We start from the raw sequence: 22,658 nt of genomic DNA on the forward strand, positions 1-22,658 counted from the left end.
GTGGCCGGTACGACCGACCTTGCCGCAGTGTGGTTAGCGGCGACCGACGAGCTTGCCGACGAGATCATCTCCGCTCAGCAGCGCGCCTACCTCCGACTGACCCGGCTGCGGGCGATCGTCGAGGACACCGCGCTGCTCTCGGTGCCGGACGCGTTCACCCGCGACGTGATCGAGTCGCGGCTGCGACCGGCGATCACGGAGGCGCTCACCCGCCGGCTCGGCCGGCCGATCCAGGTGGCGGTCACCGTTCGGGTGGCCGAGGACGCCACGGGCCGACCGGCCGGCACCGTCTACCGCAGCGCCCCGGAGATCGGGTCGCTCGACGTCGAGGGCCCGGCCGCCACGCCCCTCGACGACGACCACGGTGTTCGGCCGACCGCTGACCCAATGGTGCCCGAGCAGTCACACGCCCCCCGGATGCCCGACCCGGTCGCGCCTCCCGCCCCGGCGGGTCCGCCGCTCGCGCCGACCATCGACGGCCACCGGTCCGGCCTGATTCCGGCCAGCAGGGACGGCCAGGAGGCGCTGTTCAGCGCCGCGTTCGCGGAACCGATGCGGCCGTCCCGACCAGGACCGGACCGGCGTGGCTACGACGAGCAGGCCGCTCGCCTCGACCCACCCGGCCCGGACACCAGGCCCTACGAGCCGCGCTACCGGGAAGATTCGGGGTCGCCGCGCGACCAGCACGTGATCCGCGCGATGCCCCGCGACGGCGGCACGGACAGCGGCCCGGGGCGCAGCGGAGTGGACCACCGGGCGGGTGGCCGCGACGACCGCCGGCTGCCCGGCGCCGACACCGGCGGCAACCGGCTCAACCCGAAGTACATGTTCGAGACGTTCGTCATCGGGTCGTCCAACCGGTTCGCCCACGCGGCGAGCGTCGCGGTGGCGGAGTCACCGGCGAAGGCGTACAACCCGCTGTTCATCTACGGGCACTCCGGGTTGGGCAAGACCCATCTGCTGCACGCCATCGGGCACTACGCCACGACACTCGGCAACGCCCGCTCGGTCCGGTACGTCTCGACCGAGGAGTTCACGAACGACTTCATCAACTCGCTCCGGGACGACAAGACCAGCGCGTTCCAGCGGCGCTACCGCGACGTCGACATCCTGTTGATCGACGACATCCAGTTCCTGGAGAACCGCGAGCGTACGCAGGAGGAGTTCTTCCACACCTTCAACACCCTGCACAACGCCAACAAGCAGATCGTGATCACCTCCGACCGGTCGCCGCGTCAGCTCGCCACCCTGGAGGACCGGATGCGAACCCGGTTCGAGTGGGGGTTGCTGGCCGACATCCAGCCGCCGGACCTGGAGACCCGGATCGCGATCCTGCAGAAGAAGGCGGCGCAGGAGCGGATGTACGCCCCGCCGGACGTGTTGGAGTTCATCGCGTCCCGGGTGTCGAACTCGATCCGGGAGCTGGAGGGCGCGCTGATCCGGGTGACGGCGTTCGCCAGCCTGACCCGGTCGACCGTCGAGCTGTCCCTGGCCGAGGAGGTGCTCCGGGACTTCATGCCCGACGGCGCCGGGCCGGAGATCAACGCCGACCAGATCATGGCGTCGACCGCCGACTACTTCGGGGTGAGTCTGGAGGATCTGCGCGGTCAGTCCAGGTCCCGGGTGCTTGTCAACGCCCGGCAGGTGGCCATGTACCTGTGTCGGGAGTTGACCGAGCTGTCGCTGCCCCGGATCGGGCAGGCCTTCGGTGGCCGGGACCACACCACCGTGATGCACGCGGACCGGAAGATCCGTCAGCAGATGGCGGAGCGTCGCTCGCTCTACAACCAGATCGCCGAGCTGACCAACCGGATCAAGCAGAACAGCTGAGGCGTACGCCGCCGTCGTATCGGCACGCAGCCCAGGAAACGCCCGGCCGGATCTCCGGCCGGGCGTTTTTTCGGGTCTCCGACTGGACTCTCGACATGGTGTAGGCCACAGCATGGTGCCCGTGACCGCTTCGACCGCCACTCGTTGTCCACAGCTCGTTGTCCACCGTCGGTGGATAACTACGGACCGTCCATCGCCGGTTACCCACAGGCTGTGGAGAAACCCTGTGTACGGAGCTGTGGACGCCTGGGGACAACCGTCACGTTTTCCACCGATGACCGTCGACCTGTGTACGAGCTGTTGAAGGTTCTGGGGATGACGGCAATGGTGATCTTCGTCGTGATCCACAGGCTTGGGGAGAAAGTCGGTGGATTACCGGTGGACAACCGGTGGACAACGGTGGACAACCGGCCGCCGAGGCGGGGCTGTGGACAGGCGAGCCGGTTGTACCCCCGGTTCTCCACAGCTAAATCACCTGTAGATAACCTGTCTGAGCTGCGCAGACTCGGGTTTTCCACAGTTTGCACAGGTGCGATGAAGACGATGAGTTATCTCTTCTAAGAGAACAAAAACCAATCATCACCGTTGGGCTTTCTGTGGATCGTGCCGAACGCTGCCCGATCGACCGGTCAGCACCGACACGAAGCATGGGGTCGGGCGCACAGCCGATACCCCCGCGCCCTAAGGTGCGATGGGTACCCGCACGGTCGGGCGGGACGGTAGGCAGCGGTCGGCATGAGAGAGTTGTCGCTGACGTCGACGCGGAGGCATTGATGAAGTTCCGAGTGGAGCGCGACGCGCTCGCCGAGGCCGTGGCGTGGACCGCGAAGAGCCTGCCCAACCGGCCATCCGTACCGGTGCTCGCCGGGGTGATGCTCCGGGTCACCGACGGCAACCTGCGGGTTTCCGGGTTCGACTACGAGGTCTCCAGCCAGGTGACAGTCGAGGTGCAGGGTGACGCCGACGGCGCCGCGCTCGTCTCCGGTCGCCTGCTCGCCGAGATCACCAAGGCGTTGCCGGCCAAGCCGGTGGACATCGCCGCGGTCGGCGCCCACCTCGAGCTGGTCTGCGGTAGCGCCCGGTTCACCCTGCCCACCATGCCGGTGGAGGACTACCCCGCGCTGCCCGAGATGCCGCAGAGCGCCGGCACCGTCGACGCGGCAGCGTTCGCCACGGCGGTCTCCCAGGTGGCCATCGCCGCCGGCCGGGACGAGACGCTGCCGATGATGACCGGTGTCCGCGTCGAGCTCTCCGGCAACACGCTGTCGATGCTCGCCACCGACCGTTACCGGCTGGCGCTGCGCGAGATCCAGTGGCAGCCGGACGACCCCGACGTGAGCATCAACGCCCTGGTGCCCGCCCGCACCCTGAACGACACCGCCAAGGCCCTCGGACCGCTGGGCGGCGAGGTCACCCTCGCCCTCGCCCAGGGCGCCGCTGGCGAGGGCATGGTCGGCCTGGCCGGCGGCACCCGCCGCACCACCAGCCGCCTGCTCGACGGCGCGAACTACCCGCCGGTGCGTTCGCTCTTCCCGGCCACCCACAACGCCGCCGCCCGGGTGCCCGTCAGCACCCTCATCGAGGTGGTCAAGCGGGTCGCGTTGGTCGCCGAGCGGACCACCCCGGTGCTGCTGAGCTTCAGCGCCGACGGCCTGGTGGTCGAGGCCGGCGGTTCCGAGGAGGCGCGGGCCAGCGAGGCGATGGAGGCCACCTTCACCGGTGACGCGCTGACCATCGGGTTCAACCCGCAGTACCTCATCGACGGCCTGGCCAACCTGGGCTCCCAGACCGCCGTGCTCTCGTTCGTCGACGCCTTCAAGCCCGCGGTGATCTCCCCCGCCGGCGAGGATGGAGAGGTCATTCCGGGGTACCGGTACCTCATCATGCCGATCCGCGTCTCGCGCTGATCGCGCCAAGCAACACCCAGATCCACGGAGGTAGAAACACATGCAGCTCGGCCTTGTAGGACTCGGCCGTATGGGCGGCAACATGCGGGAGCGGTTGCGGGCCGCTGGTCACGACGTGGTCGGTTTCGACCACAACGCCCAGCTCAGCGACGTCCCGACCATCGCGGGCCTGGCAGAGAAGCTCGACTCGCCGCGCGCGGTCTGGGTCATGGTGCCCGCCGGTGTCACCGACGCCACCATCGACGAACTGGCCGAGGTGCTCGGCGAGGGCGACATCATCATCGACGGCGGCAACTCGCGCTTCAGTGACGACGCACCCCGGGCCGAGCGGCTCAACGAGCGGGGCATCGGCTACATCGACGTCGGAGTCTCCGGCGGCGTCTGGGGCCGGCAGAACGGCTACGGGCTGATGGTCGGCGGCGCCCAGGAGCACGTGGACCGGCTGATGCCGATCTTCAGCGCGCTCAAGCCGGAGGGCGACTTCGGCTTCGTGCACGCCGGGCCGGTCGGCGCCGGGCACTACTCGAAGATGGTGCACAACGGCATCGAGTACGGCCTGATGCACGCCTACGCCGAGGGCTACGAGCTGATGGCGGCGTCGGAGTTGGTGACGAACGTGCCGGGCGTCATCAAGTCCTGGCGGGAGGGCACAGTCGTCCGTTCCTGGCTGCTGGACCTGCTGGACCGGGCACTCGACGAGGACCCGGAGCTGGCCGACCTGAGCGGCTACACCGAGGACACCGGCGAGGGCCGCTGGACCGTCGACGAGGCGGTCCGCCTGGGGGTGCCGCTGAACGTCATCACCGCGTCGCTGTTTGCCCGGTTCACCTCGCGGCAGGACGACTCGCCCACCATGAAGGCCGTCTCCGCGCTGCGTCAGCAGTTCGGTGGCCACGCCGTCCACAAGCGCTGAGCGGTATCCACAACCTGTGTATGTCCACCGGCTGGAACTTGTCGACTTCCGCTCGTACGAGCGGGTGGCCGTCGACCTCCAGCCGGGGGCAAACGTCCTGACCGGCGCCAACGGCGTCGGCAAGACCAACCTCGTCGAGGCGCTGGGCTACGTGGCGACCCTGGACTCACACCGGGTCGCCACCGACGCGCCGCTGGTCCGGATGGGCGCCACCGCCGCGGTGATCCGCTGTGCCGTGGTGCACGACGGCCGGGAGCTCCTTGTCGAGTTGGAGATCGTGCCCGGCAAGGCCAACCGGGCCCGGCTGGGACGCTCACCGGCCCGGCGGGCCCGGGACGTGCTCGGCGCCCTGCGACTCGTGCTCTTCGCCCCGGAGGACCTTGAGTTGGTCCGCGGCGACCCGTCCGAGCGGCGCCGCTACCTGGACGACCTCCTGGTCAACCGCCAGCCCCGGTACGCGGGCGTGCGGGCCGACTACGAGCGGGTGGTCAAGCAGCGCAACGCCCTGCTGCGCACCGCGTACCTGGCGCGCAAGACCGGCGGGTCGCGTGGCGGCGACCTCGGCACCCTCGCCGTCTGGGACACCCACCTGGCCCAGCACGGCGCGGAGCTGCTCGCCGGCCGACTGGAGCTCGTGGCCGCGCTCACCCCGCACGTCGCCAAGGCGTACGACGCGGTGGCCGCCGGTCGGGGCGCGGCGAGCATCGCCTACCGACCGTCGATCGAGCTGGCCGAGCCGACCACCGACCGGGCCGCGTTGGCCGAGGCGCTGACCACCGCCCTGGCCGCGTCCCGCTCGGCCGAGATCGAACGGGGCACCACCCTTGTCGGTCCGCACCGCGACGAGCTGGCGCTGACCCTCGGCCCGCTGCCCGCCAAGGGGTACGCCAGCCACGGTGAGTCGTGGTCGTTCGCGCTGGCGCTGCGGCTGGCCGGGTACGACCTGCTGCGCGCCGACGGCATCGAGCCGGTGCTGGTGCTCGACGACGTCTTCGCGGAGTTGGACACCGGCCGCCGGGAGCGGCTGGCGGAGCTGGTCGGCGGGGCGAGTCAACTGCTCGTCACCTGCGCGGTGGACGACGATGTGCCAGCGGCTCTGCGCGGCACCCGCTATCAGGTCGGCGAAGGGACGGTACGCCGTGTCGGATGAGCCACGCCCCACACGACAGGGGGCCGGCGGAGGCGACGCCGCGCCCGCGCGTACCCCAGGGGCGGAAGCGACGGGCGGTGAGCCGGCGGCCGCCAGCGGGCCGGAGCTGGCTCGGGCGGTGCTCGACGCGGCGCTGTCCCGCCGGCAGTCGGCGGCCCGGGCCCGGCGTACCCCCGGTGGCGCCGGCGGCGACGCGGCCGGTGGGTCGGGGCGGCGGTTGCGTGGCTACTCCGGGCCCGGCCCGGACCCGCGCGACCCGCAGCCGCTCAGCGCGGTGCTCAACCGGCTGGTGAAGGCGCGGGGCTGGCAGCAGCCGGCGGCGGAGGCCACCGTGTTCGGCGCCTGGGAGCGGGTCGTCGGCGCGGAGGTCGCTCAGCACAGTCGCCCGGTCAAGCTGGAGAACGGCGAGCTGACCGTGGAGGCGCGCTCGACCGCGTGGGCGACCCAACTGCGTCTGCTCGCCGGCTCGCTGCTCAAGCAGATCGCCAGCGAGGTCGGTCACAACGTGGTGCGCAAGCTGCACATCCACGGCCCGGCCGCGCCCTCCTGGGGGAAGGGGCCACGCCGGGTGCGCGGCCGGGGCCCCCGCGACACGTACGGCTGAGTTGGCTCCTCAGCCCTTCCGGTCGGCCTCGCGGGCCGCTCGCCTGCGTTCGCGCTGTTCCCGGGTGTAGCGCTTGCGCTCGGCCAGGTCGCGTTTCCACGCCTCGCGGGCCTCGGCCGAGCCGCCCTGCACCGCGCCGTGGACCCCTTCGGCCGGGCCGGCGAGGTGCCGGAAGGCCCAGCTCAGGAGTCGGCCGCCCTCGCCCGGGGCCTTGTTGGCCGCGCCGTCCTCGCTCATCTGCCGCCCTTTCCCGCTCCGCGTTCGCCCGCCCGTCACCCGAGCAGATCATTGGTGCACCAATGCTTGGTACACCAATGATCGGTAGAGTAGTCACCGTGCCTGGTGAGAGCAACCGATGAGCGGACAACCGGATCGTGTCGACCCGTTGGCGCTGGAGCAGCAGGTCTGCTTCGCCCTCTCGGTGGCCGCGCGCAGCGTGGTGGCCGTCTACCGGCCACTCCTGGAACCGATGGGGCTGACCCATCCGCAGTACCTGGTCATGCTGGCGCTCTGGCAGCACGCGCCGCTGTCCGGCCGCGACCTCAGCCGCCTGTTGCAGCTCGACCCGGGCACGCTCTCACCACTGCTCAAGCGCCTTGAGGCGGCCGGCTACCTACGCCGGGAACGCGACCCGGGCGACGAGCGCAGCCTTGCCGTCACCCTCACCGCCAGCGGCGCCGCGCTGCGGAGTCAGGCGGAGCTGATCCCACCGGCGATCGTGCGGCGACTCGGGCTGCCCGTCGAGGACCTGCAACACCTGCACGCGGTGCTCACCCAGGTGATCGCCGCCGCCAACCGACCGGGCGGCGACCAGACCGCCGCAGGCAGTGGCGCGGCGGGTCAGGCGTCGGCGTAGACGGCGAAACCGCGCTCGGCGCAGCGCCGGTAGAACGCGGCCAGCACGCCCAGCTCGGCGCAGGTGAAGTTCCACTGCGGCGGGTCACCGCTCTCGTCGCGCAGCGCGTCGAGCCGGCTCTCCAGCCAACGCAGCTGCTGCTCGGCCAACCGACCGTCGCCGAGCAGGGAGCGCAGCACGGTGCTCACCGACTCGAAGGTGACCGCCTCGCCGTCCGCGCGGTGCGCGGCCACGAACCGCTCGATGCCGCTGGCGATCCAGGAGCAGCCGTCCGGGTCGATCACCGGGTCCTCGTCCTCGGCGGCGGCGTCTGTGGCGTACAACACACCTTCCAGGCCGAGCAGCAGATCCACCAATTCGGTGTACGCCGTCGCCCGGATGGTGCCGGTCTTCGCGATCAGCTCGGCCAGCGCCGCCGTCGGCGCGGAGATCCGGGGCAGATCGACGATCTCGCCGAAGTCGACGAACTCGGCCGGCGCGACCGGATCGTAGAAGCGGCCGGTACGCGGCCAGTGCACCGCGACGTTGTCCAGCCCCATCTGTCACCTCTTAAAGAGCACGTGTCGGGTCGATCGGGTCGATCGTCCCGGTTCCGGCGGGTAAAGATCAAGCCTGGTTCCGGAGCGCCGCAAACGTACGGCACTGACGCTCTGGCCGCGACCCCCGACCCGCCCGAGCGCGGGTCAACCCGTCCGGGGACGGCGCGTGCGATCGGACCCTGGCGTGTGGGGGGAGTCGCGGGCAACGGGGTTCTGCCGGCTACGGACTTCTCAGCCGCCTCTCTGAGGGTGCCGAGTGGTGGTTCTGTCCCCCACGCACAGTAGGATTGACAGCGAGACGAAGACCCGGTGTGGGAGAGGGACGGGGCCGGTGGCCCCAGATTCATTCTCCGCGTCGGGTCGAGCCGATCGCGATCCGCGGGCAACCGCGGCGACCGGCGCGTTCGACCCGTTGTCCGGAGGTCTCCGGCACCGGTCCACGCGCCGACGTCGCGTCCTGTCCGCCGAACCCGCGCCCGACGCGCCCCTACCGGCGCGGCGGACGCGAGAAAGTGGCCGAGGGTGGCAGCGCAGGACAAGCAGGAGTACGGCGCAGAGTCGATCACCGTTCTCGAAGGGCTGGAGGCGGTCCGCAAGCGGCCCGGTATGTACATCGGGTCCACCGGCGAGCGCGGCCTGCACCACCTCGTGTGGGAGGTCGTGGACAACGCCGTGGACGAGGCGATGGCCGGCTACTGCGACACCATCGACGTGGTGCTGCTCGCCGACGGCGGCGTCCAGGTCACCGACAACGGCCGTGGCTTCCCGGTCGACCTGCACCCCAAGCTCAAGAAGCCGGGTGTCGAGGTCGCGCTGACCGTGCTGCACGCGGGCGGCAAGTTCGACGGCAAGGCGTACGCGGTCTCCGGCGGGCTGCACGGCGTCGGCGTCTCCGTGGTGAACGCGCTGTCGACGAAGATGGCAGTGGTGATCCACAAGTCCGGCTTCGTCTGGCGGCAGCAGTACACCCAGTCCAAGCCGTCCGCGCTGGAAAAGGGCGAGACCACCGACCGCACCGGCTCTGCGGTCTCCTTCTGGCCTGACCCCGACGTCTTCGAGACTGTCGACTTCGACTTCCAGACCATCTACCGACGCCTGCAGGAGATGGCCTTCCTCAACCGGGGCATCACCATCCACCTGCTCGACGAGCGGGTCCCGCAGGACGAGGAAGGCAAGACCCGCGAGGTCACCTTCCGCTACGACGGCGGTATCGCCGACTTCGTCCGACACCTCAACGCCTCCAAGAACCCGATGCACAAGACGGTGGTCGAGTTCGAGGCCGAAGAGGAGGGCATGTCCCTCGAGATCGCCATGCAGTGGAACGAGTCGTACGGCGAGTCGGTCTACACCTTCGCCAACAACATCAACACGCACGAGGGCGGCACCCACGAGGAGGGCTTCCGGTCCGCGCTGACCAGCGTGGTCAACCGGTACGGCACCGACAAGAAGCTGCTCAAGGGCGACGAGAAGCTCTCCGGCGAGGACATCCGCGAGGGTCTGGCCGCGATCATCTCGGTCAAGCTGACCAACCCGCAGTTCGAGGGTCAGACCAAGACCAAGCTGGGCAACACCCCGGTCAAGAGCTTCGTGCAGCGGGTCTGCAACGACCGGCTGGTCGACTGGTTCGACCGCAACCCGGCCGAGGCCAAGACGATCATCCAGAAGGCGTCCCAGGCCGCTCGCGCCCGGATCGCCGCCCAGCAGGCGCGCAAGCTGGCCCGGCGCAAGTCACTGCTGGAGTCCGGCTCGATGCCGGGCAAGCTGGCCGACTGCCAGTCCACCGACCCGCGTGAGTCCGAGGTCTTCATCGTCGAGGGCGACTCGGCCGGTGGCTCGGCCAAGCAGGGCCGTGACCCGCGGACCCAGGCGATCCTGCCGATCCGCGGCAAGATCCTCAACGTGGAGAAGGCCCGGATCGACCGGGTTCTGAAGAACAACGAGGTCCAGGCGCTGATCACCGCGCTGGGCACCGGCATCCACGACGACTTCGACATGGAGAAGCTGCGGTACCACAAGGTGGTGCTGATGGCCGACGCGGACGTTGACGGCCAGCACATCCAGACGCTGCTGCTCACCCTGCTGTTCCGCTTCATGCGTCCGCTTGTCGAGCTGGGGCACGTCTACCTGGCCGCCCCGCCGCTCTACAAGATCAAGTGGAACAAGAAGGGCGACGACGCGCAGTACGCCTACTCCGACCGTGAGCGGGACGGGCTCATCGCGCTGCGTCAGCAGAAGAAGCCGAACGCGAAGCCGGACGACATCCAGCGCTTCAAGGGCCTCGGCGAGATGAACTATCCCGAGTTGTGGGAAACCACGATGAACCCGGCGACGCGTACCCTGCGTCAGGTCACGCTCGACGACGCGGCGACCGCCGACGAGTTGTTCAGCGTGCTGATGGGTGAGGACGTCGAGGCGCGCCGGTCGTTCATCCAGCGCAACGCCAAGGACGTCCGGTTCCTGGACATCTGACAGACCGTGGTGGAGCGGCCGGGCGCTGCCCGGCCGCTCCACCGGTCCACAGAGTTATCCACAGCTTCGCCGGTATCCACAGCGGTTATCCACAGCACAAAAACGACTCTGAGTCTGATAAGGGTATACAGTGACCGATTCTCCCGAGTCCACACCGAACGAGCCTGAGGTCCCCGCCGAGGCCATCGCCGCGGTGGTCGCGCACGACCGGATCGAACCGGTCGGGCTCGAGGTGGAGATGCAGCGCTCCTACCTCGACTACGCGATGAGCGTCATCGTCGGTCGCGCGCTGCCGGACGTCCGGGACGGCCTCAAGCCGGTCCACCGCAAGATCCTCTACGCGATGTTCGACTCCGGCTACCGTCCGGACCGCGGCTACGTGAAGTGCTCCCGTGTCGTCGGTGACGTGATGGGTCAGTTCCACCCGCACGGCGACTCGGCGATCTACGACGCGCTGGTCCGGATGGCGCAGTCCTGGTCGCTGCGCTACCCGCTGGTCGACGGCAACGGCAACTTCGGCTCGCCGGGTAACGACCCGGCCGCCGCGATGCGATACACCGAGTGCAAGCTCGACCCCCTCGCCATGGAGATGCTGCGGGACATCGACGAGGACACCGTCGACCTGCAGGACAACTACGACGGCCGGGCCAAGGAGCCCACCATCCTGCCGTCGCGGATCCCCAACCTCCTGGTGAACGGCTCCGAGGGCATCGCGGTCGGCATGGCCACCAAGATCCCGCCGCACAACCTGCGGGAGATCGGCGCGGCGGTGCAGTGGTGCCTGGAGCACCCGGAGGAGGACGAGGAGACCACCCTCGAAGCCCTGCTCGGCATCGTCAAGGGCCCGGACTTCCCGACCTACGGCCTGATCGTCGGCACCACGGCGATCCAGGACGCGTACCGCACCGGTCGCGGCTCGATCCGGATGCGCGCCGTGGTGGAGGTCGAGGAGGACAAGCGGGGCCGCCCCTGCCTGGTCGTCAGCGAGCTGCCCTACCAGGTCAACCCGGACAATCTCGCCGAGCGGATCGCCGAGCTGATCAAGGAGGGCAAGCTCGCCGGGATCGCCGACATCCGCGACGAGTCCTCCGGCCGTACCGGCATGCGGATCGTCCTGGTGCTCAAGCGCGACGCGGTCGCGAAGGTCGTGCTGAACAACCTCTACAAGCACACCCAGCTCCAGGAGACCTTCGGCGCCAACATGCTGGCCCTGGTCGACGGGGTGCCGCGCACGCTCAACCTGGCCCAGTTCCTCCGCTACTACGTCGAGCACCAGATCGACGTGATCCGCCGGCGGACCGCGTTCCGGCTGCGCAAGGCCGAGGAGCGGGCACACATCCTGCGCGGCCTGGGCAAGGCGCTGGACGCGCTGGACGAGGTGATCGCCCTGATCCGGCGCTCTCCCACAGTGGACGACGCCCGGCAGGGCCTGATCCGGCTGCTGGAGATCGACGAGATCCAGGCGACCGCGATCCTGGACATGCAGCTGCGCCGGCTCGCCGCTCTGGAGCGGCAGCGGATCATCGACGACCTAGCCAAGCTCGAGATCGAGATCGCCGACCTCAAGGACATCCTCGCCAAGCCCGAGCGGCAGCGGAAGATCGTCTCGGAGGAGCTGGGCGAGATCGTCACCAAGTGGGGCGACGACCGCCGGACGCAGATCATCCCGTTCGACGGCGAGGTCTCGATGGAGGACCTCATCGCCCGCGAGGACGTGGTCGTCACGATCACCCGCACCGGGTACGCCAAGCGGACCAAGGTCGATCTGTACCGCTCGCAGCGACGCGGCGGTAAGGGCGTCAGTGGCGCCACGCTGCGGCAGGACGACATCGTCAGCCACTTCTTCGTCTGCTCGACCCACGACTGGATCCTGTTCCTGACGAACAAGGGCCGGGTGTACCGGGCCAAGGCGTACGAGTTGCCGGAGGCCAGTAGGGTAGCCAAGGGCCAACACGTGGCCAACTTGCTCGCCTTCCTACCCGACGAGCAGATAGCGCAGATCATTGAGATCCCGAACTACCAGGTAGCCCCCTATCTGGTACTGGCCACGAAGAACGGCCTGGTGAAGAAGACGCGGCTCGAGGAGTTCGACTCCAACCGTTCCGGCGGCATCATCGCGATCAACCTGCGCGATGAGGACGAGCTGGTCGGTGCTGCGCTGGTTGCGCCGGAGAACGACCTGCTGCTGGTCTCCAAGAAGGCGCAGGCCATCCGGTTCAACGCCTCGGACGAGGCGTTGCGGCCGATGGGCCGGGCCACCTCGGGTGTGATCGGCATGCGCTTCACGGACGACGACGTCCTGCTCGCCATGGAGGTCGTTCGGGAGGGTTTGGACGTTCTGGTGGCCACGAACGGGGGATACGCGAAGCGGACCCCGATCGAGGAATACCCGGTGCAGGGCCGGGGAGGTAAGGGCGTGTTGACTGCAAAGATCACCGAACGGCGCGGTGGTCTGGTTGGCGCGGTGGTGATCGATCCGGACGACGAGCTGTTCGCGATCACCAGCAACGGTGGTGTCATTCGGACTCCGGTGAAGCCTGTACGCCGTACGCGTGACCGGAACACAATGGGGGTCAAGCTGATGGACCTCCCGGACGGCGTGACTATCGTGGCGATTGCTCGCAATGCCGACGAGCCTGACGAACAGGACTAGTTGAATGACGGAGACACAGGCGAAGTCGGGGAACACGGGGACCTCGGCCAACCCGGTCGACGAGGAGGCCGCCAAGGGCGGCACACCAGCGACCGGCCGCGCGGCCGTAGGCCGGGCGACGGTCCCCGCCGACGCGCCTGCCCCGAAATTCACAAGGGCCCCGGGCATGACACCCCCGCCGGAACCGCCCAGTGATGACGCTGGTTCGGGCGACAAGACCGAGGCGTCCGGTGCCGAGGCGCCGACGACCGCCGCCGCCACACCTCCGGGTTCGGCGGCGGCACCCTCGGCCCGGCCGGGGACCACCCAGCCGATCAACGTCCGGCCCGGCCAGGCCGCGTCGACCGGGGCTACCGGCACCCAGCCCCGGATCACACCCGGCATGACCCAGCCGCCGTCCGACGGGGCGCGTACCTCCGCTGCCGGCCGCCCGGTCAGCGGCGGTGGCCTGCCGCCGGGCATCGGCAACGCGTCGGCCGTCGGGGCTGCCCGCGTCGGTGATGCGGTACGTGCGGCGCGTACATCGGTCAGTTCGGCCGCGTCCCGCGGACCGCGCCGGGCACGGCTGAACCTGAAGCGCATCGACCCGTGGTCGGTGATGAAGTTCGCGTTCGCCGTCTCGGTGGTGCTGTTCATCGTTCTGGTGGTCGCCACCTCGGTGCTCTACCTGGCGCTGGACGCGATGGGTGTCTTCAAGAGCGTCAACGAGAGCCTGAGCGACCTGGTCAACGCCGGCGGTGGGCAGAGCACCAGCGGCTTCCAGATCACCGCCAAGGGCGTGATCCTCAGCTCGGCGCTGATCGGCCTGGTCAACGTGGTGCTGTTCACCGCGCTGGCCACGCTGGGAGCGTTCGTCTACAACGTCTGCGCTGACCTGGTCGGCGGGATCGAGCTGACGCTCGCCGAGCGGGACTGAGTGAACGGGACGCCGGGGCACCGCGGAATGCGGTCGCTCCGGCGTCCCGTACTCGGGTAGGTTGTGGCAGGCGGCGACGGCCCGGCTCGCAGGCCCGGACCCCGATTTGGGGCCGGCGGAGCGGATGGGTTAATCTTGCTCGTCGCAACGCGGGGCTATAGCTCAGTCGGTTAGAGCGCAGAGCTGATAACTCTGAGGTCGATGGTTCGATTCCATCTAGCCCCACCGCATTGTCGTCCGACGGTAGTCGAGCGCGAGGGGTCGCCCCATGTTCAAGAAGCTGCTGATTCTGGCTGGCGTCGTCGGCGTGGCCGCCGTCGTGTTCAACAAGATCAAGGCCTCGAGCGACGAGCGCGCCCTCTGGCACGAGGCGACCACCGCACCCGACCTGCGCTGACGTCTGACGCGGTGACGAGCGATCGTCGCCGCGGTCGTCCACGGGGCCCTAGCTCAACTGGCAGAGCACTGCCTTTGCAAGGCAGGGGTTAGGGGTTCGAGTCCCCTGGGCTCCACCAGCACTTTCCCCGGCTGATCTCGAATCCGAGTACAGCCGAGCGGTCACGCCGTCCCCTCCTCGCCCAGCACCCGTTCGAGCGCTGAGGCAGCCTGACAAGCGCGCACCGGCTGGACGTGCCGGTAGGTATCGGCCGTCATCCGGATCGTAAAGTGCGCAAGCAACTCCATCGGGTGCCGATCGTGCTGGCGAAGACCAGGCCGAGGTCGCATCCCCCGGTTGCCCGATCCTCTACGCCACCCGCCCGGCGTCGAGGGCGCTGCGCGTCGGCACGCCGATGGCCTGCGGCCACCCTTGACCCCGACCAGGCGGCGCAGTCCTTGGGCACCTATCCGGGGGTATGGGGGCAGCGTGGTGGGCGGGCCCGCCCCGAACTCGGCGCTCCTCAGGGGCACCGACTGCGGGCCAGTTCCCTTTCTCCCCTGGGCAGTGCCTCGGCGGCCAGCAGCTGCGGCAACAGTTCCGGTTCGAGTGTCATCGCGCGGAAGACGAGCTCAACGGTCACCTGGTGGGTGGGCCGGTACACGATCTCGACCGGGTCGGCGGCGCGTATATCGCCTGCCTTGATCACGCGCAGATACGCACCCGGCAACGCGGCCTGCGTGAACCGCTTGATCCAGCCTTGCTGTTGCAGCCAGCCCTGAAATGTCGCACAGGGGATCCGCGCGCAGGACACCTCGAGGACGACGTCCGCCCCGATCCGCCAACGCTCGCCGATCAGCGCGCGGTTGACATCGAGGTCGATGGTCGTCAGGTTCTCCCCAAAGCTGCCGTTCGCAATCGGCCTGTCCAACTCGGTCTCCCAGCGGTCGAGATCCTCGCGGGCGTAGGCGTAGACAGCTTGGTCAGTACCGCCGTGGTGCTTCACGTCGTAGACACGGTCGCCGACGAGACCGACTTCGCCGGTGCCCTTCGGGCCGGGGGCAACGACGGCGACCGGGCCGGCAACCGGGCGCTTGTCAATTCCTGTCGCGCTCAGCTTCTTCCATGGATTGGGTCGAGGCCTACCCACATTGACGGAAAGCAGCTTCATGGGAGCGAAGGTAGGGCCAGTTGCCCTTCGAAGCGACTCATTTCCCGGCCGGAGAGCCGCCACGCCGGTCTGGGATGGATCTGCTGGGAAGCCGCAGCGATCGGCGTCACCCGGCAAGGGTCTTGATCCTCGGCAAGGCGGGGATGCGGCGTGCCCGTTGGCACGGGAGCCGAGGGTCAACGGCGGTCAGCTCCTGGGCGTGGCGGCCGGTAGCCGGTGCGGGTCAGGTCGCCGAGCAGGCGGCGAGCAGCTCCTTGACGGCGGCTTCCAGCTTCTTCTTGCTGGGCTTGGCCTCGGCGGACTTGTTGTACTCGTCGCTCAGGTTCGACATCTCCTGCTGGACCTTCTCGGCGGCATTGCTGACCGTCTCTGTCGCGCCGATGGAGTGTGCGATGACCGCAGCCGATCCAGCGATCCACTGGGCACTTACCGCGATGTGCCCGGCCGGCGGGCCGATCTTCTCTGCTTTAGCAACCTTGTCCGCGTTATCTTTGATGTCCTTCTTGAGGTTGTCGCAGGCTTTTATCGTGGCTGCGTCGTTGGCCGGCGCAACGCTCGAGGCGGCCGGGGTAGCGCTTGGGGCAGCGTTCGACGCCGTCGGGGTCGACGAGGTTGCGGATCCCTCCGAGGCGGGCTGCGGGTCGCAACTCGACATCGCGATCACCGCCGCGATAGCGCAGCCACCCAGGGCAAGCCGGGATCGGTACATTGATGTCTCCCTTATGATCTTCATCTCCGTCCGCACGCTACCAGTCGCGGTCGAACGGGTTGGATCAATTAATGGGAGGACCTCCGGGCCTGCTGGCGGAGGGGCGTCGAGCGTGGGCGAGCCACGGGAGGGGCACTGGCGAGGCCGGCGGATGTTCCCCCTGCCCGACGGTGACCCGCTCGATCAGCCAGGTTGCGCGACGATCTCTTCCCCCTCGCCGTGTGGCTCCTCCGAGACGGCGGCGATCCACTCCAGTGTTTCAGGCGAGATGATGCCGAACGCCGCATCCTCATTCCGGATGGCAAGGCGCCGCCTCAGTTCGGGCTGATCGACGCGGAAGTGCAGCAAACGCCAGCCAGCACCGAGCGATTCAACAAGCTGCTTGTAGTCGTCGCGTTCGCGACGTTGCCCCAGGCCGTGATCCAGCACGACCGAGCGGCCGTTTCGGATCAGTTCGACGAGCTGCCGCCGCACATCTTCGACGATCGGACCCAGCACGAAGACGTGGCGGTCGGCTGGGTAGTCCTTCCCCAGTCGACCGTGTCGTGCCCGCAGAACGTCATCGACCGACAGCCGAACCACCCCGGTCTGTTCCAGCGCCCGGGCGTATGTCGATTTGCCTGAGCCTGGCAGCCCCACAAGGAGAAACACGACAGGCCTCGACTGGTCCACGGGGGCACCCTATCGACGCCTCGATGGGGCGGCGATCGCTGTCGGGAGCCAGCTCGGTCGGTGGTCAGGAGGACGGGGTGAGGGGCGCGGTCTCGCCGCGGGAGATGGTGCGTACCTGCTTCACCCAGCCACGGCGGCGGGCCTCGTCGACGAAGTGCGCGAGCGGCGAGCGGAACACCGGGTAGTCGTCGTAGTGGATCGGCACGGTCAGCTTCGGGCGGACCAGTTCCACCAGGTCGGCGCCCTGGCGAGCATCCATGGTGAGCAGGATCCCGGCGACCTTCGTGCCGCCGAGGTGGATCAGCATCGCGTCGACGTCCCGGTAACGCTCGGGGATGGCGGTGAGCAGCGGCCGGTTGAGGGTGTCACCCGTGACGTACAGCCGGAACTCGCGCCGCCCGGCGCGCTCCACGTCGATCATCGTGCCCATCACGTCGGGCATCAGCAGGTCCAGGGCGCCCGGGCCGTGCTGTCCGGGCATTGAGGTCAGGCGCAGTGTCGTACCGTCGCGGTGCAGCTCTCGGGACGACCAGGTCGGCAGGCCCTGGGCGGCCTGGAAGCCCCAGCGACGCAGTTTGCGTTCCGCCGCCGGGGTGGTGACGATGGGCAGGTCGCGGGCCAGTTCCCGGCGGGCCACCCGGTCGAAGTGGTCGCCGTGCAGGTGGGACAGGACCACCGCGTCCAGCTCCGGGAGCTGGGCGATCCGCAGCGCCGGGTCCGTGCGCCGGCGTGACCACAAACCCTTGCCCAGGTACGCCCGCTGACCCCGGTGCAGGAAGTTCGGGTCGGTCAGCACTGTGAACCCGCCGATCCGCAGCACCGTCGTCGCGGTGCCGATGAACGTCACCTGTGGTTGTTCCGCCACTGTGCCCACCTCCGCCGACTGCGGTACCCCGACGAGCCGTGGGCATTCGGCTCAGCGGTCCGTAGAGGTGGTGTCGGGTCGGGCCTGGGGCACGTGTTCCATCAGCTTGGTGAGCGCGCCGTTGGCGAAGGTCGCACCGAGCGCCGAGCCGGCCCCGATGGTCCAGCCCACCGGCCCGAGCGGGGTGCAGCCGAAGAACTGACTCACCCCCGGCGTCTGCACCACCACGACGAGCACGCCCAGTGACGCCGCAGTGGACGCCAGCACGGCCGGGCTGGTGCCGCCGGCCAGGATGGTCTGTCCGAGTTGGGTGCCGACCAGGGAGACGAGGGCGACGGTGCCGGCCCGCTGTCGGCGTCCGGTGTACCGGGCCATCGTCCAGCCGGCGGTCGCGCCCAGCGTGGTCGCTGCCGCCCGGAGGCCGATCTCCCTGGTGAGGGTTTCGCCGAGCGCCGCGTCCGGGCCTTCCCGGAGCAGGTTTTCGGTGCGGTCCGACGCGGGTGGCCGGACCGCGATGGCCAGTGCCGGCGCCAGGTCGGTGAGCAGGTTGACAAGCAGCAGCTGTCGACCGGTGAGTGCGGAGCGGCCGGTCGCCGCGGCGGTCAGCACACTGAACGCGATCTCGCCGAGGTTGCCGCCGACCAGGATGCTGAGCGCGTGTCGCACCGACGACCACATCGCCCGACCCTCGACCAGGGTGGCGATGATGGTCTCCAACCGGTCGTCGGTCACCACCAGGTCGGCTGCGGCCCGCGCCGCCGGGGTGCCCCGTTGGCCGAGGGCGATGCCGACGTCGGCCAGCCGGATCGCCGGGGCGTCGTTGGCACCGTCACCGGTCATCGCGACGGTCCGCCCGCACTTCTGCAACGCCTGGATGATCCGCACCTTGTGCGCCGGGGTGCAGCGGGCCACCACGTCGGTGTTCGCCAACCGCTCGGCGAGCGCGTCGTCGTCCAGCCTGTCGAGTTCACCGGCGGTGACCACGCGCTGCTCGTCGTGCTCACTGATGGTGGCCGCGATCGCCTCGGCGGTGGCCGGATGATCACCGGTGATCATGATGGTGTGCACGCCGGCCTGGCGGATCCGGCGCACCGCCGGGGCCGCGCTCTCCCGGACCCCGTCCGCGAGGGCCAGGAAACCCACGAAGGTCAGCCCCCGGACGTCGGCGTCGGTCACCTTCGGGCCGTCCACCTGGCACTCGGCGACGGCCAGGATCCGGTTTCCCGCCCCGGCCCGATCGGCAAGCATCCGCTCCAGCTCCGCGCGGCCGGCGTCGTCCAGCGGCTCTCGACTGCCGTCGGTGCGCCGGGCCGAACAACGCGGCAGCACCGTCTCCGGAGCACCCTTGACACTCAACAACAGGCGACCCTCGGTCTCACCGATGCTCGCGTGATAGCCACGGGACGGCTCGAACGGCAGCCCTCCGGCAGCCCGCCAACCCCCGGCACCGGTCTGCTCCACCACCCCGGCCACCCCGGCGCCCCGGCGGACCGCCCGGTCGGTCTGCAACGCCAACTCCTCCGGATTGGCCGCGGCGGGGGTGGCGCGCAGCGCCGCGGCCAGCGTCAACCGGAGCCGGTCGTCCAGCCGGTCCACCGGGGCGTACCGGTCGCCCACGCCGTCACCGACCCCGGCGAGCAGCAACTGGCCCTCGGTGAGGGTGCCGGTCTTGTCGAAGCAGAGCACGTCCACCCGACCCAGCGCCTCGATCGTGCGCGGATTGCGGACCAACGCGCCGTGCTCGGCCAACCGCCGGGCGGCGGCCAGCTGCGCCGCGCTGACCAGGAACGGCAACCCCTCCGGCACCGACGCCACGGCGAGGTTCGCCGCGGTCGCCGCCGTTTCGGCGAGGGGTACGCCCCGCAGCAGGCCCGCGCCGGCCACCGCCACCGCCGAACCGGCGGCCAACGGGATGGCGGCACTTGTCAACGAACCGAGCCGGGCTTCCACCCCGCTCGCCGGTGGGGCCTGCCGAACGAGCGCCAGACTGCGACCGGATTCGGTGTCCGAACCGGTCGCGACCACCACGGCGGTGCCGTGCCCCGCGGCGACGGTGGTGCCCTCGTAGAGCATCGAGTGTCGGTCGGCGATGGCGGCGGCCACCACCGGTCGGTTGGACTTGGCGACCGGCAGCGACTCACCGGTCAGCGACGATTCGTCCGCCTCCAGGCCCACCGACTCCAGAACGCGGCAGTCGGCGGGCACCGAGTCACCCGGCTCCAGGGCGATGACGTCACCGAGGACCAGGTCCTCGGCGGCGAGAACCTGCTCGGCGCCGTCCCGGCGGACCCGTGCGGTCACCGCCGAACGGGACAGCAGCTCCGCCAGCGACCGTTCGGTGTTGCGTTCGTGCACCGCGCCGATCAGGGCGGACCCACCGACCACGCTGCCCACCAGCGCGGCGTCGACAAGCGAGCCGAACGACGCGGACAGCACCGCCCCGGCGGCCAGCACCGGGGTCAGCGGGTTGGACAACTCGTCCACGAAGGCACGCAGCAGACCACCGCTCCGCGGTCCGGCATCGCCGTCTCCGCCGCCGCCGTGGTGCCGGCGCTGCGCTTCCGCGCTGGCCAGACCGCCCGGCGTGGTGCGCAGGTGGTCGAGCACGGTACGGACCGGCATCAGGTGCCAGGCGGTCGTGACCGGCGCCGGGGTGTCCGACTGGTCGTGCAGCCGGCGGGCCTGCCAGACCCCGTTCGCGAAGGCCAACCCGGCCGCGCCGTTCACCGCGACGAGCGACCGTCCGGGCAGCTCGGTCGGCGGGGCCGTGAACGCGCCCAGCGCTCCGAGACCGGTGCCGGCCATGGCCAGCCGGATGTTCTGCTGGGCCGTACGCCGAGCCACCCCGGTCGCCTCGATCACCAGGGACACCACCCGCAGGTCGGCACCGACAAGCAGATGCGCGCCCCAGGGCGGCAGGTCCTCCGGGGCGGCGAACCCGAGACCACAGTCGGACGCGCCGAGCGCCCTGCGGTCCGCGGAAACCAGCATCACCACGGCGCCGTCGCGTTGCAACGCGCGTACCGACTCGGCCAGTTGATCGCCGCCGGGCAGCATCGCATCGGCGAAGCCGTACCGCTGCTCGTCGCCGCCGGCCACCACCAGCCGCAGGCCGGCCTGCCGGGCGGCGGCCGGCAGGCCGTCGACGCCGGGCGCGGGTTCCGGCTCGACCCGCAACAGTGCGGCGAGTCGGTCGCCGTGGGCGAGGCCGAGTAGCTGGCCGCCGGCGGAGCGCAGCCGATCGGCGTCCGGGATGTCGCCCAGGTCGGTGGTGGGCAGCTGATCCAGCGGCCCGAGCCGCCAGCCGTCCTCGGTGCGGGAAGCGGAGGGATCGTCCGGGTCGAACAGCGCGAAGGCCCGCTCCGCGACCTGGTCGACGTCCGCACCGGGCACCGGCGCGAGATCGGCGAGTACGCCCCGGTCCGAGCCGAGCACGGCGGCGTCCAGCACGAGCGTGTCGATCCGGTCCAACTCCCGCAACACGCCGCGGTCCATCGCGATCACACCGCGCCGGGCGAGCATCCGGCCGAGCTGGGCGGCGTACCCTTCGCGTCCGCTGCCGGGGGCCTTCGGCAGCGTCGACAGACCCACCGCGAAGGCCCGTTTCGGCCCGGCGAACGGCATGGCCGCCGCACCCGTCGCCGCCCCGGCGGCGAGCATGCGGTTGACGTAGCGCTCGACCGGGCCGTCCGGCTTCGGGCGGGGCCGCTCGATGACCGGCCAGCGGGCGGTGGCCCGTTCCGCGTCGCCGGTCAGTCGTGACTCGGCCCGCTCCCAGGCCGAGAGCTGGGCCCGTGCCTCGCCCCACTGCACCACCCGCTGGGCGCCGTCCAGGACGATTCCGGTCCACCGGCCGGTCAGGCCCTGCACCACCGCTTCGGCAAGCGGAAAGAGGATGTCGGCGCGGGGGTCGGAGCGCAGCCGTTTGCCGATGAGCCCGTGCAGCTTCGGTTGTAGGTCAACCGCGGCCAGCAGGCCCGCCACCTCACCGGGCAGCGGCGCGAACGGCAGGATCCGGGTGGCCGCCGAGATGGTCAGGCCCAGCGCGTCCGAGGCGAGCGCGCCGAGGGTGCGGGGGGTTCGCGGCCCTTCCTCCGGTGGGTGCGGTGGCGGGATCTCCGGGTCGGGCTCGTGGTCGCAGGTCCGCTCGACCCGGCTGATCGTGGCGATCAGGTCGCGCAGCGCCGGCTCGGGGGCCTCGACGGCAACCACCACCCGCCCGGACGGGGCGTTGACCCGTGCCCAGGCGACCCCGGGCAGCCGCTCCAGCGCGCCCTCCACCTGACGGGCAAGCTGGTTCCCACCGTCCTGGCAGACACCGTGCACCTCGATGTGGTGTCGACCCGGCCGGGACCAGACCCGACGCCGTGTCAGTCCGGCCGTCCGGGCCAGCCGGGTCGCGGCCGAACCGACGGTCCGGGACGCCTCGCCGACCAGGTGCGGCATGCCGAAGGACGGCAGGATGCGGCCGGCTGCGCGACCCGCCGCCGTCATCGAGGCGTACGGCTGGACGGACGCCGGCCCGACTCCCTGTTGCTGCTGGTCCTGACGTTGGCCATTTCGTCCTCCCACCGCTGCACGTCCGGCGGCCTGGCTTCCCGACCTGCCATCCGTTATGCCCTCGCGGTGGTGGAACTTTCCGTCATTGCCGGCGCATGGACGGGGTGGCCCGTGGAATCCGACGACCATCACCGGACATGGGGAGGCCGGCATGAGCACGCTGACGCGACATCTGAACGGCTCGCGGGAGAACGTCCGGATGTACAGGCGGCGGGTGGTGTTACCGATGCTGGGCGAGGTGGCGGTACCGCCACCGGACAAGGTCGCCTACTACGCGGGGCTCGGTGTGCTCGCCGCGTTCCAGGTCATCGAGTGGCCGATCGCCCTGGTGGTCACCGCCGGTCACCTGCTGGCCGACCAGCACCTATCGGGACTGGTGCGCGGGGTCGGGCAGGCGTTGCAGGACGCCTGAGGCGAGAGCCGGGTCACCGGTGGTTGACCTGAATCCAGGTTGAAGTCGCATGCTCG

19 protein-coding genes and 2 tRNA genes are annotated in these 22,658 nt (G+C 70.1%); 13 read left to right on the plus strand and 8 right to left on the minus strand.

Annotation, left to right across the window (positions count from 1 at the left end; genetic code table 11):
• From dnaA to ACQPWW_RS00025, 5 genes are all read left to right on the plus strand, one after another.
• Positions 1 to 1,830 (plus strand): chromosomal replication initiator protein DnaA, encoded by a 1,830-nt coding sequence (gene dnaA, locus ACQPWW_RS00005; protein ID WP_433127941.1) that lies wholly within the window; start codon positions 1 to 3, stop codon positions 1,828 to 1,830.
• Between the two features lie 773 nt (positions 1,831 to 2,603).
• Positions 2,604 to 3,737, plus strand: a complete 1,134-nt coding sequence (dnaN, locus tag ACQPWW_RS00010) for a DNA polymerase III subunit beta (protein WP_433127942.1) — start codon at positions 2,604 to 2,606, stop codon at positions 3,735 to 3,737.
• A 40-nt stretch (positions 3,738 to 3,777) separates the two neighbouring features.
• The gene (gnd, locus tag ACQPWW_RS00015; protein WP_433127943.1) at positions 3,778 to 4,650 is read left to right on the plus strand and encodes a phosphogluconate dehydrogenase (NAD(+)-dependent, decarboxylating); all 873 of its coding nucleotides are present in this window, start codon (positions 3,778 to 3,780) and stop codon (positions 4,648 to 4,650) included.
• Between the two features lie 16 nt (positions 4,651 to 4,666).
• On the plus strand, positions 4,667 to 5,800 hold the full coding sequence (recF, locus tag ACQPWW_RS00020; protein ID WP_433127944.1) for a DNA replication/repair protein RecF: 1,134 nt from the start codon (positions 4,667 to 4,669) through the stop codon (positions 5,798 to 5,800).
• Positions 5,790 to 6,404, plus strand: a complete 615-nt coding sequence (locus tag ACQPWW_RS00025; protein WP_433127945.1) for a DUF721 domain-containing protein — start codon at positions 5,790 to 5,792, stop codon at positions 6,402 to 6,404. The genes recF and ACQPWW_RS00025 overlap by 11 nt, the downstream gene beginning before the upstream one ends.
• 9 nt (positions 6,405 to 6,413) lie before the next feature.
• Here the strand turns inward: ACQPWW_RS00025 and ACQPWW_RS00030 are convergent, their stop codons facing one another.
• Positions 6,414 to 6,641, minus strand: a complete 228-nt coding sequence (locus ACQPWW_RS00030) for a hypothetical protein (RefSeq protein WP_433127946.1) — start codon at positions 6,639 to 6,641, stop codon at positions 6,414 to 6,416.
• A gap of 118 nt (positions 6,642 to 6,759) precedes the next feature.
• Here ACQPWW_RS00030 and ACQPWW_RS00035 point away from each other — a divergent pair, with 118 nt between their 5' ends.
• Positions 6,760 to 7,260 carry a MarR family winged helix-turn-helix transcriptional regulator gene (locus tag ACQPWW_RS00035; RefSeq protein ID WP_433127947.1) on the plus strand — a complete coding sequence of 167 codons (501 nt, stop codon included), beginning with the start codon at positions 6,760 to 6,762 and terminating at the stop codon, positions 7,258 to 7,260.
• On the opposite strand, the gene ACQPWW_RS00040 is transcribed toward ACQPWW_RS00035, so the two are convergent.
• Positions 7,245 to 7,799 carry a hypothetical protein gene (locus tag ACQPWW_RS00040; RefSeq protein WP_433127948.1) on the minus strand — a complete coding sequence of 185 codons (555 nt, stop codon included), beginning with the start codon at positions 7,797 to 7,799 and terminating at the stop codon, positions 7,245 to 7,247. The two genes, ACQPWW_RS00035 and ACQPWW_RS00040, sit on opposite strands and share 16 nt — an antisense overlap.
• Before the next feature lie 522 nt (positions 7,800 to 8,321).
• Here ACQPWW_RS00040 and gyrB point away from each other — a divergent pair.
• The 6 genes from gyrB (at position 8,322) to ACQPWW_RS00070 (ending at position 14,352) form a co-directional block, all read left to right on the plus strand.
• Positions 8,322 to 10,268, plus strand: coding sequence for a DNA topoisomerase (ATP-hydrolyzing) subunit B (gyrB, locus tag ACQPWW_RS00045; protein ID WP_433127949.1), 1,947 nt, complete (start codon positions 8,322 to 8,324; stop codon positions 10,266 to 10,268).
• A 130-nt stretch (positions 10,269 to 10,398) separates the two neighbouring features.
• A complete protein-coding gene (gyrA, locus tag ACQPWW_RS00050; protein WP_433127950.1) occupies positions 10,399 to 12,921 on the plus strand; it encodes a DNA gyrase subunit A in 2,523 nt (840 codons plus the stop codon).
• Positions 12,922 to 12,925: 4 nt separating this feature from the next.
• Positions 12,926 to 13,837: a DUF3566 domain-containing protein gene (locus ACQPWW_RS00055; protein ID WP_433127951.1), complete on the plus strand. Its 912-nt coding sequence runs from the start codon at positions 12,926 to 12,928 to the stop codon at positions 13,835 to 13,837.
• Positions 13,838 to 13,988: 151 nt separating this feature from the next.
• Positions 13,989 to 14,062, plus strand: a tRNA-Ile gene (locus ACQPWW_RS00060).
• Positions 14,063 to 14,105: 43 nt separating this feature from the next.
• The gene (locus ACQPWW_RS00065) at positions 14,106 to 14,234 is read left to right on the plus strand and encodes a DLW-39 family protein (protein WP_357377297.1); all 129 of its coding nucleotides are present in this window, start codon (positions 14,106 to 14,108) and stop codon (positions 14,232 to 14,234) included.
• A 42-nt stretch (positions 14,235 to 14,276) separates the two neighbouring features.
• Positions 14,277 to 14,352 (plus strand) — tRNA-Ala (locus ACQPWW_RS00070).
• Between the two features lie 43 nt (positions 14,353 to 14,395).
• Here ACQPWW_RS00070 and ACQPWW_RS00075 read toward each other — a convergent pair.
• The 6 genes from ACQPWW_RS00075 to ACQPWW_RS00100 all read right to left on the minus strand — a co-directional run bounded on the left by ACQPWW_RS00075 (position 14,396) and on the right by ACQPWW_RS00100 (position 22,124).
• Complete coding sequence (locus ACQPWW_RS00075; RefSeq protein WP_433127952.1) at positions 14,396 to 14,521, minus strand: hypothetical protein; 126 nt, start codon at positions 14,519 to 14,521, stop codon at positions 14,396 to 14,398.
• A gap of 215 nt (positions 14,522 to 14,736) precedes the next feature.
• The gene (locus tag ACQPWW_RS00080; protein ID WP_433127953.1) at positions 14,737 to 15,384 is read right to left on the minus strand and encodes an MOSC domain-containing protein; all 648 of its coding nucleotides are present in this window, start codon (positions 15,382 to 15,384) and stop codon (positions 14,737 to 14,739) included.
• Between the two features lie 223 nt (positions 15,385 to 15,607).
• Positions 15,608 to 16,093 carry a hypothetical protein gene (locus ACQPWW_RS00085; protein WP_433127954.1) on the minus strand — a complete coding sequence of 162 codons (486 nt, stop codon included), beginning with the start codon at positions 16,091 to 16,093 and terminating at the stop codon, positions 15,608 to 15,610.
• A gap of 183 nt (positions 16,094 to 16,276) precedes the next feature.
• A complete protein-coding gene (locus ACQPWW_RS00090; RefSeq protein WP_433127955.1) occupies positions 16,277 to 16,765 on the minus strand; it encodes an AAA family ATPase in 489 nt (162 codons plus the stop codon).
• Positions 16,766 to 16,829: 64 nt separating this feature from the next.
• Positions 16,830 to 17,630 carry an MBL fold metallo-hydrolase gene (locus ACQPWW_RS00095; protein ID WP_433127956.1) on the minus strand — a complete coding sequence of 267 codons (801 nt, stop codon included), beginning with the start codon at positions 17,628 to 17,630 and terminating at the stop codon, positions 16,830 to 16,832.
• Between the two features lie 51 nt (positions 17,631 to 17,681).
• Positions 17,682 to 22,124, minus strand: a complete 4,443-nt coding sequence (locus ACQPWW_RS00100) for an HAD-IC family P-type ATPase (protein ID WP_433134766.1) — start codon at positions 22,122 to 22,124, stop codon at positions 17,682 to 17,684.
• Between the two features lie 217 nt (positions 22,125 to 22,341).
• Here ACQPWW_RS00100 and ACQPWW_RS00105 point away from each other — a divergent pair, with 217 nt between their 5' ends.
• Positions 22,342 to 22,602, plus strand: a complete 261-nt coding sequence (locus tag ACQPWW_RS00105) for a hypothetical protein (protein WP_433127957.1) — start codon at positions 22,342 to 22,344, stop codon at positions 22,600 to 22,602.
• Positions 22,603 to 22,658: the final 56 nt, after the last annotated feature.

The organism is Micromonospora sp. CA-240977 (assembly GCF_050942285.1).
In the GTDB taxonomy this organism is placed as follows: domain Bacteria; phylum Actinomycetota; class Actinomycetes; order Mycobacteriales; family Micromonosporaceae; genus Micromonospora.